This is a genomic window from Variovorax ureilyticus, from assembly GCF_050632185.1.
In the GTDB taxonomy this organism is placed as follows: Bacteria; Pseudomonadota; Gammaproteobacteria; order Burkholderiales; family Burkholderiaceae_C; genus Variovorax; species Variovorax ureilyticus_A.
The window spans coordinates 3545992-3561356 of sequence record NZ_CP192579.1 but is presented as its reverse complement, the minus strand read 5'-3'; the positions used below and the strand labels follow the sequence as shown (position 1 = coordinate 3561356).

18 protein-coding genes, 1 tRNA gene and 2 pseudogenes are annotated in these 15365 nt (G+C 65.0%); 12 read left to right on the top strand and 9 right to left on the bottom strand.

From position 1 onward, the window contains the following. Nucleotides 1-16 precede the first annotated feature (16 nt). A tRNA-Ser gene (locus tag ACQ858_RS17530) sits at nucleotides 17-104 on the top strand. A gap of 112 nt (nucleotides 105-216) precedes the next feature. Next, nucleotides 217-363: a hypothetical protein gene (locus tag ACQ858_RS17525; RefSeq protein WP_431273905.1), complete on the top strand. Its 147-nt coding sequence runs from the start codon at nucleotides 217-219 to the stop codon at nucleotides 361-363. 22 nt (nucleotides 364-385) lie between these two features. Here ACQ858_RS17525 and ACQ858_RS17520 read toward each other — a convergent pair whose 3' ends face one another. The 3 genes and pseudogenes from ACQ858_RS17520 to ACQ858_RS17510 form a co-directional block, all read right to left on the bottom strand. After that, complete coding sequence (locus tag ACQ858_RS17520) at nucleotides 386-1117, bottom strand: SDR family NAD(P)-dependent oxidoreductase (protein WP_431273904.1); 732 nt, start codon at nucleotides 1115-1117, stop codon at nucleotides 386-388. A 25-nt stretch (nucleotides 1118-1142) separates the two neighbouring features. Continuing rightward, nucleotides 1143-2104, bottom strand: a pseudogene (locus tag ACQ858_RS17515) (Bug family tripartite tricarboxylate transporter substrate binding protein). 39 nt (nucleotides 2105-2143) lie between these two features. After that, nucleotides 2144-2770, bottom strand: coding sequence for an EthD domain-containing protein (locus tag ACQ858_RS17510; RefSeq protein ID WP_431273903.1), 627 nt, complete (start codon nucleotides 2768-2770; stop codon nucleotides 2144-2146). 141 nt (nucleotides 2771-2911) lie between these two features. Between ACQ858_RS17510 and ACQ858_RS17505 the strand changes: the two genes are divergently transcribed. The 5 genes and pseudogenes from ACQ858_RS17505 to ACQ858_RS17485 all read left to right on the top strand — a co-directional run bounded on the left by ACQ858_RS17505 (nucleotide 2912) and on the right by ACQ858_RS17485 (nucleotide 6206). Further along, nucleotides 2912-3622, top strand: a complete 711-nt coding sequence (locus tag ACQ858_RS17505; protein ID WP_431273902.1) for a Crp/Fnr family transcriptional regulator — start codon at nucleotides 2912-2914, stop codon at nucleotides 3620-3622. Nucleotides 3623-3836: 214 nt separating this feature from the next. Continuing rightward, entirely contained in the window at nucleotides 3837-4076 is a 240-nt protein-coding gene (locus ACQ858_RS17500) for an FAD-dependent oxidoreductase (protein WP_431273901.1), read from the top strand. After that, nucleotides 4076-5564: pseudogene (locus ACQ858_RS17495) on the top strand (FAD-binding protein). The gene ACQ858_RS17500 and the pseudogene ACQ858_RS17495 overlap by 1 nt, the downstream one beginning before the upstream one ends. 184 nt (nucleotides 5565-5748) lie before the next feature. Continuing rightward, the gene (locus tag ACQ858_RS17490; protein WP_431273900.1) at nucleotides 5749-5916 is read left to right on the top strand and encodes a flavin reductase family protein; all 168 of its coding nucleotides are present in this window, start codon (nucleotides 5749-5751) and stop codon (nucleotides 5914-5916) included. Then, the gene (locus ACQ858_RS17485; RefSeq protein WP_431273899.1) at nucleotides 5913-6206 is read left to right on the top strand and encodes a flavin reductase family protein; all 294 of its coding nucleotides are present in this window, start codon (nucleotides 5913-5915) and stop codon (nucleotides 6204-6206) included. Before ACQ858_RS17490 ends, ACQ858_RS17485 begins: the two co-directional genes overlap by 4 nt. A 60-nt stretch (nucleotides 6207-6266) precedes the next feature. On the opposite strand, the gene ACQ858_RS17480 is transcribed toward ACQ858_RS17485, so the two are convergent. The 5 genes from ACQ858_RS17480 to ACQ858_RS17460 form a co-directional block, all read right to left on the bottom strand. Beyond that, nucleotides 6267-6965 carry a CapA family protein gene (locus tag ACQ858_RS17480; protein ID WP_431276888.1) on the bottom strand — a complete coding sequence of 233 codons (699 nt, stop codon included), beginning with the start codon at nucleotides 6963-6965 and terminating at the stop codon, nucleotides 6267-6269. A gap of 98 nt (nucleotides 6966-7063) precedes the next feature. Continuing rightward, nucleotides 7064-7687 carry a CapA family protein gene (locus ACQ858_RS17475; RefSeq protein WP_431273898.1) on the bottom strand — a complete coding sequence of 208 codons (624 nt, stop codon included), beginning with the start codon at nucleotides 7685-7687 and terminating at the stop codon, nucleotides 7064-7066. A gap of 49 nt (nucleotides 7688-7736) precedes the next feature. Then, a complete protein-coding gene (locus ACQ858_RS17470; protein WP_431273897.1) occupies nucleotides 7737-8534 on the bottom strand; it encodes an MFS transporter in 798 nt (265 codons plus the stop codon). A gap of 20 nt (nucleotides 8535-8554) precedes the next feature. Then, nucleotides 8555-9070 (bottom strand): MFS transporter, encoded by a 516-nt coding sequence (locus ACQ858_RS17465; protein ID WP_431273896.1) that lies wholly within the window; start codon nucleotides 9068-9070, stop codon nucleotides 8555-8557. 53 nt (nucleotides 9071-9123) lie between these two features. Beyond that, nucleotides 9124-10311 (bottom strand): M20 aminoacylase family protein, encoded by a 1188-nt coding sequence (locus ACQ858_RS17460; RefSeq protein ID WP_431273895.1) that lies wholly within the window; start codon nucleotides 10309-10311, stop codon nucleotides 9124-9126. A 143-nt stretch (nucleotides 10312-10454) separates the two neighbouring features. Between ACQ858_RS17460 and ACQ858_RS17455 the strand changes: the two genes are divergently transcribed. The 5 genes from ACQ858_RS17455 to ACQ858_RS17435 all read left to right on the top strand — a co-directional run bounded on the left by ACQ858_RS17455 (nucleotide 10455) and on the right by ACQ858_RS17435 (nucleotide 13059). Beyond that, nucleotides 10455-11396 carry a LysR family transcriptional regulator gene (locus ACQ858_RS17455; protein WP_431273894.1) on the top strand — a complete coding sequence of 314 codons (942 nt, stop codon included), beginning with the start codon at nucleotides 10455-10457 and terminating at the stop codon, nucleotides 11394-11396. A 76-nt stretch (nucleotides 11397-11472) separates the two neighbouring features. Further along, nucleotides 11473-11685, top strand: coding sequence for a hypothetical protein (locus ACQ858_RS17450; RefSeq protein ID WP_431273893.1), 213 nt, complete (start codon nucleotides 11473-11475; stop codon nucleotides 11683-11685). A gap of 53 nt (nucleotides 11686-11738) precedes the next feature. Next, nucleotides 11739-12152: a hypothetical protein gene (locus ACQ858_RS17445; RefSeq protein ID WP_431273892.1), complete on the top strand. Its 414-nt coding sequence runs from the start codon at nucleotides 11739-11741 to the stop codon at nucleotides 12150-12152. A gap of 130 nt (nucleotides 12153-12282) precedes the next feature. Further along, the gene (locus ACQ858_RS17440) at nucleotides 12283-12573 is read left to right on the top strand and encodes a DUF4124 domain-containing protein (protein WP_431273891.1); all 291 of its coding nucleotides are present in this window, start codon (nucleotides 12283-12285) and stop codon (nucleotides 12571-12573) included. Between the two features lie 108 nt (nucleotides 12574-12681). Next, nucleotides 12682-13059, top strand: a complete 378-nt coding sequence (locus ACQ858_RS17435; protein WP_093162988.1) for an HU family DNA-binding protein — start codon at nucleotides 12682-12684, stop codon at nucleotides 13057-13059. A gap of 58 nt (nucleotides 13060-13117) precedes the next feature. On the opposite strand, the gene ACQ858_RS17430 is transcribed toward ACQ858_RS17435, so the two are convergent. Then, nucleotides 13118-15364 carry a heavy metal translocating P-type ATPase gene (locus tag ACQ858_RS17430; protein WP_431273890.1) on the bottom strand — a complete coding sequence of 749 codons (2247 nt, stop codon included), beginning with the start codon at nucleotides 15362-15364 and terminating at the stop codon, nucleotides 13118-13120. Nucleotide 15365 lies beyond the last annotated feature (1 nt).

Sequence of the window (15365 nt, the reverse complement as noted above, 5' to 3'; positions counted from 1 at the left end):
ACGCAAGGGCAGTCCAGGAGAGTTGGGTGAGTGGTTTAAACCAGCAGTCTTGAAAACTGCCGACGAGCAATCGTCCGTGAGTTCGAATCTCACACTCTCCGCCACGGCTCGATGTTTCTCATCGATGCTCGGCCAGTTCGATATTTCGCCCCATCCGTTTACCCATCCGCCGGCAGTGCGACTGTCTGAAATGAGGTGTAACCGTCTGACATCTGATTGTCGATCGGCGAAGGCTGCCCCATCGTCTTCCTGCAGCGCCCGATGTCGGTGGCCTTGATCGTCATGGTGCTCGCCATGCTGATCCTGCCGGAGCTGGCCAAGCGCATGTCGCAGCGTGGATCGACCACGCCAGCAGGCGCTTGAAGGGTGTCGCAGGGCGTTGCGCTTAGGCCGTGAGGCGTCCGCCTGACACGTCGAACACGGCGCCTGTGGTGTAGGTGCAGCTGGGGCTGGCGATCCATGTCACCGTCGCGGCCACCTCGTCGGCACGGCACGGCCGGCCCATCGGTAGGCTTCGCGAAATGCGCTCGAGGTACGACGGCTCCATCTGCTTCTGCATGGGCGTATCGGCCAGTCCGGGCGCGACACAGTTGACGGTGACCCCGCTCCCCACCACTTCTTTGGCCAAAGCCTTGGAGAGCGCGATGACACCCCCTTTGGCGGCTGAATAGGCCGCCGCATCCGCGACGCCGCGCAATCCGGCGACCGAGGCGATGTTGATGATGCGGCCATACCCGTGGCTTTGCATGTGCGGCGCAAAGGTGCGACAGAGCCGGAAGACGGCAGTGAGATTGATGGCCAGAACTCGCTCCCAGGTTTGATCACTTTGTTGGTCGATGGGGCTGATGTGCCCCTGAACACCCGCGTTGTTCACCAGAATGTCGAGCTTGGGCTCTTCCATCAAAAGCGCCCGCGTGGCTCGGTTCAGGCTGCTGGACGTTGCGACGTCGACTTGTTCGAGACGGTTCCCACGGAAGGCTTCGTTCTGCGCGACCTTCAGATCCCAACCTATGACCCTGGCGCCGTGGGCCGCGAGCATGTTCGAGATCGCAGCCCCAAAGCCTTGTGCCGCCCCGGTAACCAGGGCCGTCCGGCCGCTTAGGTCGAGCAGGTTCATTCGACTGTGACGCCGAGCTTCTTGATCATTCCCCCCAGGCATCAATATCCTTCTTGATCAGGGCGTTGACTTCCGTGGGTCCTCCTGGAAGTGGTAGCAGATTGAACTCATCAAAGAAGCGCTTCATGTCGGGTGAGCTGACCTCGTCTCGCACGGCTTTTGTCAGTTGCGCGACGATCGCGGACGGCGTGTCAGGTGGCGCCACGAGTCCGGTCCAGACAATCGGGATGTTGAGGTTGGGATAACCCGCCTCGGCGAAGGTGGGGACGTTGGGCAGGGTGTCTACACGCGTCGGGTAGTTGAGCGCAAGAATGCGCATCTTTCCTGACTTGATGAAGGGCGCGGTGCTGGTGTGGTCCATGAAGAGCGACTGCGTCTCCTTGGTCATCAGGGCCATTGATGCGGGCGCACCCCCTGATAAGCAACGTGCGTCATCTGCAAGCCCGCGGCTTCGTTGAACATCTCCATCGCGAGCCGGGCCTGTGACGTGGCGCCTGCCGATCCAAAGTTGTACTTGCCAGGATTGGCTTTGACGTGCGCGACATAGTCCTTGAGTGTTGCGAATGGGCTGTCAGCGGCCACCTGGATCCCGGTGGTGAACGCAGACACGGTCGCAACCGGGGTCATGGCCTTGACCGGGTCGTACGGCAGGTTCTTGAAGAAAAACTGATTCATGGTGTAGGGCTGGCTCACCGTGAAATACAGCGTGTAGCCGTCGGGCTGGGCCCGGGCCACGTACTGCGTGGCAATGATCAAGTTGCCCCCCGGCTTGTTGTCCACGACAACGGGCTGCCCCAGCCGGGTGCCAAGGCCCTGCGCCAGTCGTCGCGCGATGGCATCGACCCCGCCACCTGGTGGATAGGGCACTACGATCTTGATGGTCTGGCTTGGGTATTTGCTCTGTGCGGAAGCCCCCGGTAGCGCTGCCAATGCGACGATGGCGAAGGCACACAGGGCGCAGGAACGGCGAAGTCGATGATGGTTCATGTTATGTCTCAGTCAGTGGAGGGAGAGGGGAGATGGCGTTCAGAGCGGGCGCTCGTCGACAAAGGTGGCGATGGACGCGCCGACGGACAAGAAGTTGGGCTCGTCTTGCCGGACTCGAATCTGATAGCCCGGGCTTTGGTACGCGCGTACGGCGTCTTCGACCGTGTCGAACCATTGCTCGATCACGCCGTCGAAGCGTGAGCTGGGCGCGATGGTCTCGTCGACTCCGTTGCACACGGAGTCCGGAATGACGTGATGCTGGCGGTAGCCACGCACAAAGGCCATGAAGTCGGACTGGGCAATGACAACGTCCTTGTGTTGTCCGCCCCAATGGGCAAGGTAGGCCGCAGTAGTTAGGTGTGCGGCCTTGCGAGAAAAGATCAAAAGCTTGACGGCACCGGTGCCCGGAACGATCACGTGTTCGTCTGTGTCCATGCGCAGGCTGGCGCTCGGCTCAATGGATGCGCATAGCGCAGTGCCCAGGCTCGCAAATCCTGGCCGCGGCGCCGAGGGCAGGCGGACGATGCCCTCGAAGGGAAATGGATCGTTACGTGGACCTCGTGCCGTGGGGCGTGCCCAAACAGCAGGCGCACGGCCCTCGCCGTCGAGGTGCAGCGGGCTCAGTTGAGCTGAGCGAGTGCGCAGGAGGAAAAATGTGCTGGGCATGGAGCGAAAATCTCAATATGTGCAAATGTCTGGCAGTCCATGCGCCCAGTCCGTCATCGGCCTAACAATTCAGATCAGGGTTTCCACGATTCTGTTGACGAGGCCGGCCACGGCGGCTTTGCGTCCAGGCGCCGTGCCTGCATGGAGTCGTGGACCAAGCAGGAATTGCTGGAACAACAGTGTTGGTGGCCCGTGATTTCGGCCGCCGCGCGTCAACGCGTCCTGGAGGAATCGAGCGAGGAGAGCGTGCCCGCCGGTAGCTATCTGTCTCACTATGGCGAGGAGTGCCACTACTGGTATGGCATCCTCGAAGGACTCCTCAAGTGGAGCATCAATACCGCGGATGGCCAGACTTCGACCCTCGGCGGCCAACTGGCGGGCAGTTGGTTTGGTGAAGCCACCTTGTTACGCGGCCTCGCGCGCAAGTCGGACCTGGTTGCGTTGCGTTTCAGCCGAGTTCTACTGGTGCCGGCTCATACCTTCCATGAACTGCGCCGGACGGAAACCGCGTTCAACGAATTTCTGTTGTCCTTTCTGGCCGAGCGTATCCACTGGATGATGGCCAATGCAGCGGCCCAGCGCTTGCTTGATCCGGACCGCCTGATGGCGAGGGCATTGGTTGGAATTACCCACCCGATCCTCAACAACCACGCATTTGCGGATGACGGAAACGCTTTCTTCCTCGCGATCTCCCAGGAGGAGTTGTCTCATCTGGTCGCATTCTCGCGTCAGCGTTGCAGTCGAGCCCTCGCGACCCTGCAAGCACGGGGTTTGGTGCGCATGGAGTACGGCGGTGTTTCGATCATCGACCTCCAGGGCCTGAAGTCCTTCACCGACGTGTGTGATATTTAGGCGTACCGGGCACGCGGGCCGCGCAGATGCGCAGCGGCGCGAGCCCCTCCTGGACTGAGTGTTTACCCGTGGGTCAATTGTTAGTTCCGTGACGGCGGCCTCGGCGCCGTTTTGAAAACATTGGACCTTCTGGCGTGAGCGGCCGGGTGCTGTCCGCACGTTGTGCGGGCAGCCAAAGTAGCGCTTACGCATTCCTACTTTCAGAAGGCCGTGAATGAACGCTCGTACGCATGAATGTGATGTCTTGGTGATTGGCTCCGGCGCGGCCGGGTTCTCGGCGGCCATCACCGCCAGGCATGGGGGCTTGGAAGTACTGATGGTTGAAAAGGCGCCGCACTTCGGTGGCACTTCTGCGACGTCAGGCGGCGTGCTCTGGATTCCGGGCCATCGTGTCGGCGGCTACAAGGCGCAACCCCCTCGGCCGAGCAGGCCAAGCAATACCTGTGTGCGGTGATGGGCAGTAATTTTCCAGGTCCGTTGCTTGACACCTACCTGAGCCTGGGACCGGAGATGATCGACTTCTTCGTCGGCCACGCGGGTGTGGAGTTCAAGGTGGCAGCCATGCCCGACTACCTGTCGGAGCTACCGGGTGCCGTCGCTGTTGGCCGGTCATTGCAAGCGCAGCCAGTAAGTGCCGATATCTTGGGCAAGGAGTTTGCCCGACTGCGCCGGCCATTGCGGGAAATGACGCTGTTCGGGATGAGCATCGGCTCCGGCAACAACCTCAAGGATCTTTACCGCTTCGGCCGATCCGTACCCGCGACCGTCCGAGTGATGGGGCGCTTGCTGCGCCATGGTTGGGATCTGGCGCTTCACGGGCGCGGGCAGCGCCTGGTCAACGGCAATGCATTGATTGCCCGCTTGGCGAGTGCGGCCTTTGGTGCTGGCATTCCTTTGTGGACCAGTGCGGCCGCGGACCGCCTGATCATGGAAGGGGAGCGTGTGGCAGGGGCGTGGGTCCAGCATGGGGGACGCTTGGTAAGGGTATTCGCGAGACGCGGTGTCGTCCTGGCCAGCGGAGGCATTGCGCAGGACATGGCTCGGCGTGCATCGCTGTACGGCCATCCGGCCGCCGCGCATCAGCACCTGTCCCTTACCGCCCCTGGAAACACGGGCGATGGCGCGCGGTTGGCTGAGTCGGTGGGCGGCTTTTTGGATGACACCGTGGCCAATGCAGGTGCGTGGATGCCGACCTCCAAAGTAGCGCGGCCGGACGGCAGTTGGGGGATGGTCTTCCATTCCGTGAACACGGGGAAGCCGGGGCTCATCGCGGTATTGCGCAACGGCCAGCGCTTCGTCGATGAGAGCGTTCCCTATCACTATTTTGTTCAGCGCATGCTGTCGGCTTGCGAAGGCCTCCATCCCCGGGCTGCTACCTGATCTGCGATCAGGGATCATTCAGCCGATATGGGCTCGGCTACGCAAAGCCTCTGCTCCCGTTGCGCGGACTGCTCGGAGCCCAATACCTCTACCGTGCTGACACGGTCGAGGACCTAGCGCGCCAGATTGATGTGCCCGAAGAGGCACTCCGGGCCACGATAGAGGCCTACAACGCGGCCGCACTGGAAGGCAAGGATCCTCAGTTCGGCAAGGGGTTGCATCGCTTCGGCCGCTACATGGGGGATTCAACTCATCCAGTGGGCATCAATGTGGCACCGCTGCGCAAGGGTCCGTTCTATGCGGTCTGGGCTCAGCCGGGTGACATCGGCAGCTTCGCGGGGGTTCGCACCGATTCCCACGCGCGTGTGGTCCGAAAAATGGCTCAGTCGTCGAGGGCCTATTCGCCGTGGGCAACGACATGGCGAGCGCGTTTCGCGGTCACTATCCGGGCGGTGGCTCTATGCTTGGTCCAGCCATGACCTTTGGATATGCGGCGGGCCGCGCACTGGTGGACGGCGATCGTTCGGCCGTCATGAGTGAATCGAGCCTGGGTCCTGCATGATGCGTAGCGTTCCCGCCAGCGCCTGAGCCCGGATGGATTGGAGTGTCGGCATCTCGGGCGATGGTGCCTGTAAATCTAGACCCGGTGAGTGTCCTTGGGTTAGGGGTGGGGCCCTCACGGTGGATGCGCGCCAATTGCGGCAGGCGCTGGGCGCCTTCCCGACGGGGGCCGCCTCGTCACTACCGTGACGCCCGACGGCAAGCGCGAGGGCATGACGATCAACTCCTTCGCGTCGGTGTCGCTGGATCCGCCCTTGATCCTGTGGAGCATCCGCGACGACACCCGCAGCGCCGACGCATTCCTGGCGTCGCGCTCATTCAACCTCAGCGTGCTGGGCTGCCGAGCAGCGTGAGCTGGCCTCGGCATTTCGCCAGGACCGCCGCGGACAAGTTCGAGCGCTTCGCCGAGGCCTTCGAGCTTGGATCCAACGAATGCCCCCGGCTTGTCGACAGCGTGGCGACCTTCGAATGCTCTACATACTCGCGCCACCAAGAGGGCGACCACACGATCCTTCGCGGACGCGTGGAGCGCTTCTCGCGCACCGGGACGCCGCCCCTGCTCTTTCGCTCGGGGCAGATGGGGTCGTTGTGGGAACTCGCCGAGACTTTAGCCCGACCTCAATCGCGGTCGGGGGAGCCGTGAAGGCCGGCACACTCTCCGTCAGGGCTTTGTGATAGTCGGCGTGCGTCACGCCTTGGTGAATCAGCCCCCGCGAATCAGGCCGATGGCCTTCGACTCGTCGATTTCGATCACCGTGCCCATCGGTGCCGACAACGCGGCCAGCCGCCGTAAGATCTCCAGTCCCGTGTCGCGCGGCGCGAGTCGGGGGATGCCGCGATGCGCATGGCGGCCGGCCCAGTTCAGTTCGATGGGCACCAGCTCGATCTGCAGCACGTGGCCGGCCGCGCCGTAGGTGGCGATGGCGATCACGCTCTCGAACCACACGCTCTCGCCGAACGCGCCGGCCACGCGCGCCCATTCCATGAATTCGGCCGCCGTCGTGCGTGTCGGGTCGAGCGGCGGCGCATCGGGCAGCAGGCGCCAGACGCGCCGCTCCCATTCCTCGCGCGGCAGGTTGTTCTGCGCCGTGAAGCAGAAGTCGCCGAGCGAGTACAGGATCGGCTTGCCCTTGTAGATCTCGATCCCGCGCAACTGGTGCGGGCCGTGGCCGCAGACGAGGTCGGCGCCGTTGTCGATCGCGGCGCGCGCCAGCGGCGGCAGGAAGTCCGGCGGCGTCGTGGTCCAGTTGTTCGGCTCGTGCGTGTGCGAGGCGGCCACGGTGAAGTCCGAGCTTTGCTTGGCCTGGCGGATGTTCAGCAGGATGTCCCGGCGATCCTGCTCGTCCATCTTGTAGTGCACCCGCACGGTGGAGGTGTCGGCGCTGCCTTCCGGATGCACCATGTAGTGCTGCTCGAACAAGGTGACCATGCCGTGGCGCTCGTCGAAGTCGATCATCAATGCGGGCCGCAGCGCCGGCGGCTGTGCATCGCGGATGGACTTCAGCGCCGCGAATTGCGCCGGCGAGACCATCGCGATCGGTGTCGTCCTGAGCGTGCTGGCGCCGGGGCGGCCGGCGTAGATTCCCTGCGCGTCGATGGCCGGCGTGTCGCGCTCGAAGGTCGTGGTCCAGGACACCAGCGTGCTGCTCGCCTTCGGTCCGTGGACATAGCCGGCGCGCGCGCGGCCGAGAGATTGGGCCCCGTTCCGGCGCAGGCAAGGCCGGCTGCGATGAGCAGCTCGTCGGTCATGTGCAGGCCCGCCGCACCCCAGTCGGTCGAGTGATTGTTGGCGCGGGCCATCATGTCGAATCCCTGCCGGCGCAGATCGGTCGCGACCTCCGGCGGCGAGTTGAGCCAGCCGAAGCCGGACTCGGCGCTGGGGTGGCCCTCGAAGCGCTGCATGTCGAGCACGGTGCTCTCGAAGTTGCCCACGACGAGGTCGGCCTGCTGCAGGATCGCCAGCAACTCGGGCGACTGGCGACGCAGCTGCTCGTAGATCGGGCGCGTCAGGATGATGTCGCCGACAGCCGCGACGGTGTATCCCTCGGGCACGTGGGCGTCGAGCCAATCGGGGGCGAGTTGCCCGGGTTTCGGGGCTGCGGCAGCTCGGTCGGAAGCGGTCACTGAATTTCCTCGGTACAGGTTGAGCGCCGCCGCGGGGGCGGCTCGAAGCTCAGGCAGCGGCGCGGCGGGCGCCTTTTGCCGGCAGGATCAGCAGCAACAGCGTGGCCGCCACGATGAACAATCCCATCACCACGTACAGGCTGTAGATCGGCGAGCCGGTCTTGGTGTTGAGGATGCCGGTGATGGCCGGGCTGGCCGCCGCGCCGAGGATGCCGCACGAGGTGATGAACGCGATGCCGGGCGCCGCCACGTGTTTGGGCAGGAAGTCGGCCTCCGCTGTCGTCAACACCGGAGTGGCCGCGGCCATGCCCATGGACATCACGCACATCGCGATCATCGAGGGCACCAACTGGCCCAGGGTCAGCGTGGTGACGAACAGTCCGATCACCGTCACCGCGCAGCAGGCTGCGAAGTGCCAGCGGCGCTCCAGCCGGCGGTCGGAGCTGCGGCCCACGAGGATCATTGCGATGGCGCCCAGCAGGGAGGGCACTGCCGCGTACAGACCGATGTGGAACGGGTCGGACACGCCCCAGCTCTTGATGAGCGTCGGAATCCAGAACACCATGGTGTAGGAGGCACCAATCGTCAGGAAGCTGACCAGCGCCAGCGCCCAGACCTTCGGCATGCGCAGCACCATCATGAATTGGACTCCCGACGGGTGGACGTTGGCCGCACCGTCGTTGCCAAGATTGCGCTGGACGCGCTCGCATTCGTTCGCGCTCAGCCAGCCGCCGGGCGTCGGGCGGTCCCTCAACGTCAGATAGATGACGATGCCGAGAATGACGGCAGGAAGCCCCTGGGTGAGATAGACCCACTGCCAACCGGCGAGACCCGCCGACTGGTCCATGAACTTCAGCGTTGCGCCGCTCAGGGGCCCGCGATGATGCCGGCGACCACCGGGGCGGAACTGAAAATCGCCACCATCCGCCCACGACGCGCCGGCGGATACCAATAGGTCATGTAGAGAATCACGCCGGGGAAGAAGCCGGCTTCGAACACACCGAGCATGAACCGCACGACGTAGAACTGGAGCGGCGTCGTCACAAACATCGTGGCCGAAGCGGTCAGTCCCCACAGCACCATGATGCGCAGGAAGGTCTTGCGCGCGCCGATGCGCTCCAGGAGGATGTTGCTCGGGACCTCGAACAGGCAGTACCCGAGAAACATGATGCCGGCTCCGACCCCGAACGCGGCCGTGCTGAACCCGAGCGCATCCTTCATCTGCAATTGGGCGTACCCGATGTTGACGCGGTCCAGGTACGACACGATGTAGGCGAGGAACAGCAGGGGCAGGATGCGCCAGCTGATCTTCCGGTACAGGTGCTCGTCGGCGTCAATGGTGGCGTCCGCCGGATGCGGCGAGACAAGGGTCGTAGTGGTCATCGAGGGCCCTGGTTGATGTCTGGAGGTCCGGGTGCGGAAGCTGTGCGGCGGCGTCAGGCCGCAGTGAGGTAGCGTTTGACGAGCAGTGTCCAGTAGGCGCCGCCGACGGCAATGTTGTCGTCGTTGAAATCGAACCTGGGGTTGTGGACCGAGCAGCCGCCGGGTGTCCCGGCGGCGCCGTTTCCGATGAGCAGGTAGCAGCCCGGCCGTTGCTCCAGCATGAACGCGAAGTCTTCGCTGCCGGTGACCGCCGGAAAGTCCATCATCACGCGCTCCGGCCCGAGCAGTTCCTGCCCGACGCGACGCGCGAAATTGGTTTCGTCGAGCGAGTTGACGAGCGGCGCATAGCCGCGCACGTAGTCCACTTCCGCTTGCGCGCCGTAGCTGCTGGCCTGGTTCTCCGCGATGGTGCGAATGCGTCGTTCGAGCAGGTCGCGCACGGCCGGCTCCAGCGCACGGATGCTGAGCTTGAGCGTCGCTTCCTGCGGCAGCACGTTGAAGGCGTCGCCTGCATGGATCGAACCGACGCTGACCACCGCCGCCAGCGTGGGGTCGACGTTGCGCGCGACCACCGTCTGGAGCGCCATCACGATGCTCGCGGCGGCCACGATGGGATCCACGGCATGCTGGGGCATGGCGCCGTGGCCGCCCACTCCCTTGACGCGGATCACGGCGGTGTCGGCGGATGCCAACGTGGGTCCATGGCGGAAGCCCAGCGTGCCCTGCGGGATCCCCGGCGCGTTGTGCATCGCGTAGATGGCGTCCACCGGGTACTTCTCGAAGAGCCCGTCTTCGATCATCCGCGCCGCGCCGCTGTGGCGCGAGCCGAACTCCTCCGCCGGCTGGAAGATCAGCGTGAGCGTGCCGTCGAGCGCGTCGTCCTGCGCGAGCGTCTTGGCGGCGGCGAGCAGCATGGCCGTGTGGCCATCGTGCCCGCAGGCGTGCATCACGCCCTTGATCTTGCTGACCCACGCGTAGCCGCTTTCCTCCTGAATCGGGAGCGCATCCATGTCGGCACGGATGCCGATGTGCCGCTTGCTCGTGCCGCGTTTGATCTGCCCGACGACGCCCGTTCCGCCCAGCCCACGCTCGACCCGGTAGCCCCACTGCGCCAGCTTTTCCGCGACGAGACCGCTGGTGCGGTTTTCCTTGAAGCTGAGCTCCGGGTGGCTGTGTACGTCCCGGCGGATGTCGATGAATTCCTGGGGGTCTGCCAACAACGATTCCAGCAATGCGGTCATGAGCTTCCTTGACAAGAAAGAGGGGCCGCCGGCATCGACGGATGCACCCAAAAACGAAGGGTTTTGACTGTTCGAGCGGATGCTAGAAGCATGCCAATCAGGCGTCTAATGCATAATTTGTCTGCATTGCAGTCGAAACACGCATGAATTCCACGGCCACCATCCGTCACTTCAGGCACTTCGTCGCGCTGGCGGAGACCTTGTCGTTCACGCGCGCGGCCGATCAGTGCAACCTTTCGCAGTCGGCCTTCAGCCGCAGCATTGCGGCGCTGGAGAGCGACCTCGACGTCGCGCTGGTGGATCGGGTCGGCAAGCGATGCGAGTTGACGACCGTCGGCCATGCGGTGCTGGAGCACGCACGCCACGTGGTCTTCGAGGCGGATGAGCTCAGCCGCTGCGTCAGCATCCACGCCGCGGGCGAGACGGGCCAGTTTCGGCTGGGCGTGGGTGCCACGCCCAGCGCCTTGCTGAGCGATCCGCTCCTGGTCTACGTGGCCAACCATTACCCGAAGTTGCGCTTCGGGCTCGCGCGCGGCTCGGTCGATGAGCAGATGGCAGAACTGCGGGCGCGCAAGCTCGACGCGATCGTGGTGGATGCGCGGTCGGTGATCGCGACGCCGGAGATGCACATCGATCATCTGGCCGATTTGCGCGCGGGCGCGATGTGCCGTCGGAACCATCCGCTGGCACGGCGCGGTGGTGCCGTCGAGTTCGCCGACTTGCTGGACTTCCCGATCGCGAGCACCAGCTGGAGCACCGAAATGGCGCGCTTGCTCGTCAGCGCGTGCGGGTCAACGGCTCATCCGGACGAAATCATCAAGCTTCGATGCGAGGACCCGCCGAGCCTGCTGCATGTGACGCTGCACAGCGATGCGATCTTCCTCGGCGCCCTGGCGGTCGGCCGCAGGCTGATCGAAGGTGGCGAGCTGGTGGCGCTGAATCTGGACGCCGCGGGCGTGGAATCCCGGTTTGCGCTGGTACGCCTCGCGGGCAGGTCGGTTCCACCCGTCTATGCGCATCTCCACGAGTTCATCAAGCGACAGTTCGCGCTGCACGTCGGCACCGACGACGCCTGCCCATCTTGATCCTCGTCAAGGCCCAGCGGGGGCGCAAAGAAAAGAATCTCCCTTCCCCAACACCCACTTCCTCCCAGAACCTCGAATGCAACTGCTTCGCCGTATCGCCGCCGCCAATCGTCTGACAGAACTCATCGGCACGACCGAGGTGAAGCGCGCCGACGAATACGAGCGCAAGGGCTGGGTCGCGATCCGTCGCACGCGCATGGTCAATTCGGGCGGTCCCGACAGTTTCCAGACCGTCTACGCCCAGATCACGGAGAGTGGGAGGGAGGCGCTGCGGGGGCGAAGCGGCTGAGCCGCTGTCATCATTTCCGCCGAGGGCCTCCGCGCCTCGTCCAAACGGAAGACTTGGCAAAGCTTGTGGACGGAGCCAAACTCCGCGCCGTCTCAACCCGCAAGGAGCAGCCCGTGAAATCCATCCATCACGTCGTGTCGAGGGCTTTGATCGCAGGCGGTGCGGTCATGGTGGCGGCCAGTGCCTTTGCTCAGGCCACCGTCACTTGCGAAGACCCGCGTGTCGATCGGACGGCCTGCTACCGCGAGGCGGCGGCAGCGCAGGAGGCCAAGCGGCAGGGCCGTCTGAACAGCCCTGGCGGCTATGACCAAAACGCGCTGAGGCGCTGCCAGCATCAACCGGCCGGCCACGCGCGCACCGCTTGCGAGAAGCGCGTGACGGGGGCCGGCGATACGACGGTTTCCGGCAGTGTGCATGGCGGAGGCAAGATGCGCCGCAACGAAATGCCCGTTCAGCCGAAGAACTGACCGCGTGCCGGTGCTGCCGCACCGCGAAGTGCGGCCTTTTTCACGATCGGCCAACACGCCGGGCCGTGGACGAAGCGGACGAGTTGGTTAACATGTCGTAACAAACTCGAAAGCGACTATGCGATCCACGGTGCTGCACGTTTTCCAGGCCATGCTCGTCTTCGCGCTGGGCGTCACCAGCGTCTCGGCCTCCGCGGAGATCCACCGCTGCAAGGACGACAAGGGGCAGACAGTCCTGTCGGACCGCCCCTGCGGCGCCGCGTTCGACGGCGACCCCTTGCGTTCGACTTCGTCCCGCACCGGTGCCGATCGCGTGACCGCGGCGGAGATGCGTACCGGCCGCAGCGGCGATGCTGCTGCGCAGTACTCGTTCATGGCGGACCACGCTTCGCGGTCCTCCAGAAGGCCTTCGGAGCGCTAGGCCGGCGGGGCGCTTGCGCGCTGCCCTATACTCCGCGCCGCTTGCAGCTTGTGTCGAATGCTGCGCCGCCATCGGCAACATGGCGTTATTCAATCAAAGGAAATTCTCGTGAACCGTATCGAACTGGTCGAAAAGATCGCAACCGCCCACAACGTCAGCAAGGCCGAGGCCGCCCGTATCCTGGAAACGGTGACGGGCTCCATCATTGCCGCAGTGAAGAAGGGCGACCCGGTTCAGCTCATTGGCTTCGGCACTTTCAAGCAAGTGGCCCGCGCCGCTCGTACCGGCTTCAACCCGCAAGCCGGCGCCAAGATCAAGATCGCTGCACAGAAGGTGCCCAAGTTCGTTCCGGGCGCAGCGTTCAAGGCCGCGATCGATCCGAAGGCTGCAAAGCGCAAGGCCGAGAAGGCTGCGGCCAAGCCCGCTGCCAAGAAGGCTGCACCTGCGAAGAAGGCCGCCGCTCCGGCCAAGAAGGCGAAGAAGTAATTCGCCGCAGCCTGAGGGCTGCAATCAACGACAACGGCCCTTCGGGGCCGTTTCTTTTTCAGCGCCTGACACCCCGCAGCAGCCGCAATCCGTTGCCGACCACCAGCAGGCTCGCGCCCATGTCCGCGAAGACGGCCATCCACATGGTCGCGCTGCCGAACACCGCGAGTACGAAGAACACCGCCTTGATCGCGAGTGCGAGTGCTATGTTCTGCCAGAGCACCGCATGCGTGCGGCGCGACAGGCGGATCGTCTCCGCGATGCGGCCGAGCCTGTCGTTCATGATCACCACATCGGCCGCTTCCGTCGCGGTGTCGGTGCCGGCCGCACCCATCGCGAAGCCGATGTCGGCCTGTGCCAGCGCCGGTGCGTCGTTGATGCCGTCACCGGCCATGGCGGTCGCGCCATAGCGCTCGCGCATCTGGTGGATCGCGCCCTGCTTGTCCTGCGGCAGCAGGCCGCCGCGTGCGTCGGCGATGCCCGCCTCGCGCGCGATGGCCTGCGCCGTGGCTTCGTTGTCGCCGGAGAGCATGATGGGCGTGACGCCGAGTGCCCGGAGCTGCGAGATGGCGCTCTTCGCATCCGATCGCAGCGTGTCGGCGACCGCGAAGAGGCCGAGCACGCCGCGCTCGTCTGCCAGCAGCGTCACGGTGCGCCCCTGCGCCTCGTGCGTGGCGAGTTCCGCTTCGAGCGCTGCGTCCGTCTGGCCGCGTTCCCTCATGAGCCGGTGGTTGCCGAGAACCAGTGCTTCGCCCCGGACCGTGCCGGCGACCCCGCGGCCGGGTAGTGCGGTGAAGCCATCGACGTCGACGGCATCGGTTTGCAGACCCTCCGCGATGGCCTTCGAAACCGGATGGTCCGACCGCGCGGCCAGCGACTTCGCGAGCTGCAACGCGCCGGCTTCATCCGCCTGCATGACGCCCCACGTCCTGAACGCCACGAGCTTCGGCTCGCCTTTGGTGAGGGTGCCGGTCTTGTCCAGCGCGACCGCCTTGAGCAGGCGTGCATCTTCGAGATAGGTGCCGCCCTTGATCAGGATGCCCCGGCGCGCGGCGGCTGCGAGACCGCTCACGATCGTCACCGGCGTCGAGATCACCAGGGCACACGGACAGGCGATCACCAGCAGCACCAGCGCCTTGTAGATCGACGCCAGCCATTCCCACCCGAGGAACAGAGGCGGCAGGACCGCCACCGCCACGGCCAGCGCAAAGACCACCGGCGTGTAGACGGCTGCGAAGCGGTCCACGAAGCGCTGGGTCGGTGCGCGCGAGCCCTGTGCTTCCTCGACCGCATGGATGATGCGTGCGAGCGTGGTGTCGTTGGCGCCCGCGGTCACGCGGAACTCGATCTCGCCGTGCTCGTTGACCGTACCTGCGAAAACCGGATCGCCGGGCTCCTTGTCGACCGGGATGCTCTCGCCGGTGACCGGGGACTGGTTGATGCTGCTGCTGCCTTTGGTGACCACGCCATCGAGCGCGAGCCGTTCCCCGGGCCTCACGCGCGCGATGGCGCCGATCGCGATGGACCGGGCCGGCATTCGGTGCCACGTTCCATCCGCCTGCTGTACTTCTGCGTCGCTCGGTGCGAGATCGACCAGCGCCTGGATCGCATTGCGCGCCCGATCCACCGCGCGGGCCTCGATCAGCTCGGCAATCGCGTACAGCGCCATCACCATCGCCGCCTCGGGCCATTGGCCGATGACGAATGCGCCCGTCACGGCCACCGACATCAGTGCATTGATGTTGAGCCGGCCTAGCCGCAGTGCCTTCAGGCCCTTGGCGTAGGTTTCGAGGCCCGCGAGTCCGATCGCGATGGCGGCGATCGCCATGCCGAAGACTCTCCACGCCATCGCGTCGGGTGCGAAGTAGGAGACAGCCTCGGCCGCCAAGGCCAGCGCGAGCGCGGCGGCGAGGCGCAGGTGGCCGCTGGCTTTTCCGTGGTCGTGGTCGTGCGTGTGTTCGTCGTCTCCCTGCGCCGGCGATGCGGCCAGTGCCGAGGGTGCGAATCCCGCCTTGCGAATGGCATCCAGCGCGATCGCGACGGCTCCGGGTGTGCCGTCGATCCTCAGCGTGCGCTGGCCGAGCTGGAAGTGCAGTCCGCGGATGCCGGCGATCGGTTCGACCGCGCGGCGGATCTCGGATTCCTCCGCGCTGCAATCCATGGTCGGAATGCGAAAGGTGTTGTCCGCGATGGGGCCCGTCGAGGCAACGGTCTCATGGACGTGATCGGCCGCGCAGCAGTGGGCATGTGCGCCGTGGGCGCCGTGCGCGCCGCCGACCGGTGTTTCTGGGGAGCTTCTGGCCATG

Coding starts and splice junctions, on each gene's coding strand:
- ACQ858_RS17520 (WP_431273904.1), bottom strand. CDS start 1,117: ATGAACCTGCTCGACCTAAGCGGCCGGACGGCCCTGGTTACCGGGGCG.
- ACQ858_RS17510 (WP_431273903.1), bottom strand. CDS start 2,770: ATGCCCAGCACATTTTTCCTCCTGCGCACTCGCTCAGCTCAACTGAGC.
- ACQ858_RS17505 (WP_431273902.1), top strand. CDS start 2,912: ATGGAGTCGTGGACCAAGCAGGAATTGCTGGAACAACAGTGTTGGTGG.
- ACQ858_RS17500 (WP_431273901.1), top strand. CDS start 3,837: ATGAACGCTCGTACGCATGAATGTGATGTCTTGGTGATTGGCTCCGGC.
- ACQ858_RS17480 (WP_431276888.1), bottom strand. CDS start 6,965: ATGGTGCATCCGGAAGGCAGCGCCGACACCTCCACCGTGCGGGTGCAC.
- ACQ858_RS17470 (WP_431273897.1), bottom strand. CDS start 8,534: ATGGACCAGTCGGCGGGTCTCGCCGGTTGGCAGTGGGTCTATCTCACC.
- ACQ858_RS17465 (WP_431273896.1), bottom strand. CDS start 9,070: ATGACCACTACGACCCTTGTCTCGCCGCATCCGGCGGACGCCACCATT.
- ACQ858_RS17460 (WP_431273895.1), bottom strand. CDS start 10,311: ATGACCGCATTGCTGGAATCGTTGTTGGCAGACCCCCAGGAATTCATC.
- ACQ858_RS17455 (WP_431273894.1), top strand. CDS start 10,455: ATGAATTCCACGGCCACCATCCGTCACTTCAGGCACTTCGTCGCGCTG.
- ACQ858_RS17450 (WP_431273893.1), top strand. CDS start 11,473: ATGCAACTGCTTCGCCGTATCGCCGCCGCCAATCGTCTGACAGAACTC.
- ACQ858_RS17430 (WP_431273890.1), bottom strand. CDS start 15,364: ATGGCCAGAAGCTCCCCAGAAACACCGGTCGGCGGCGCGCACGGCGCC.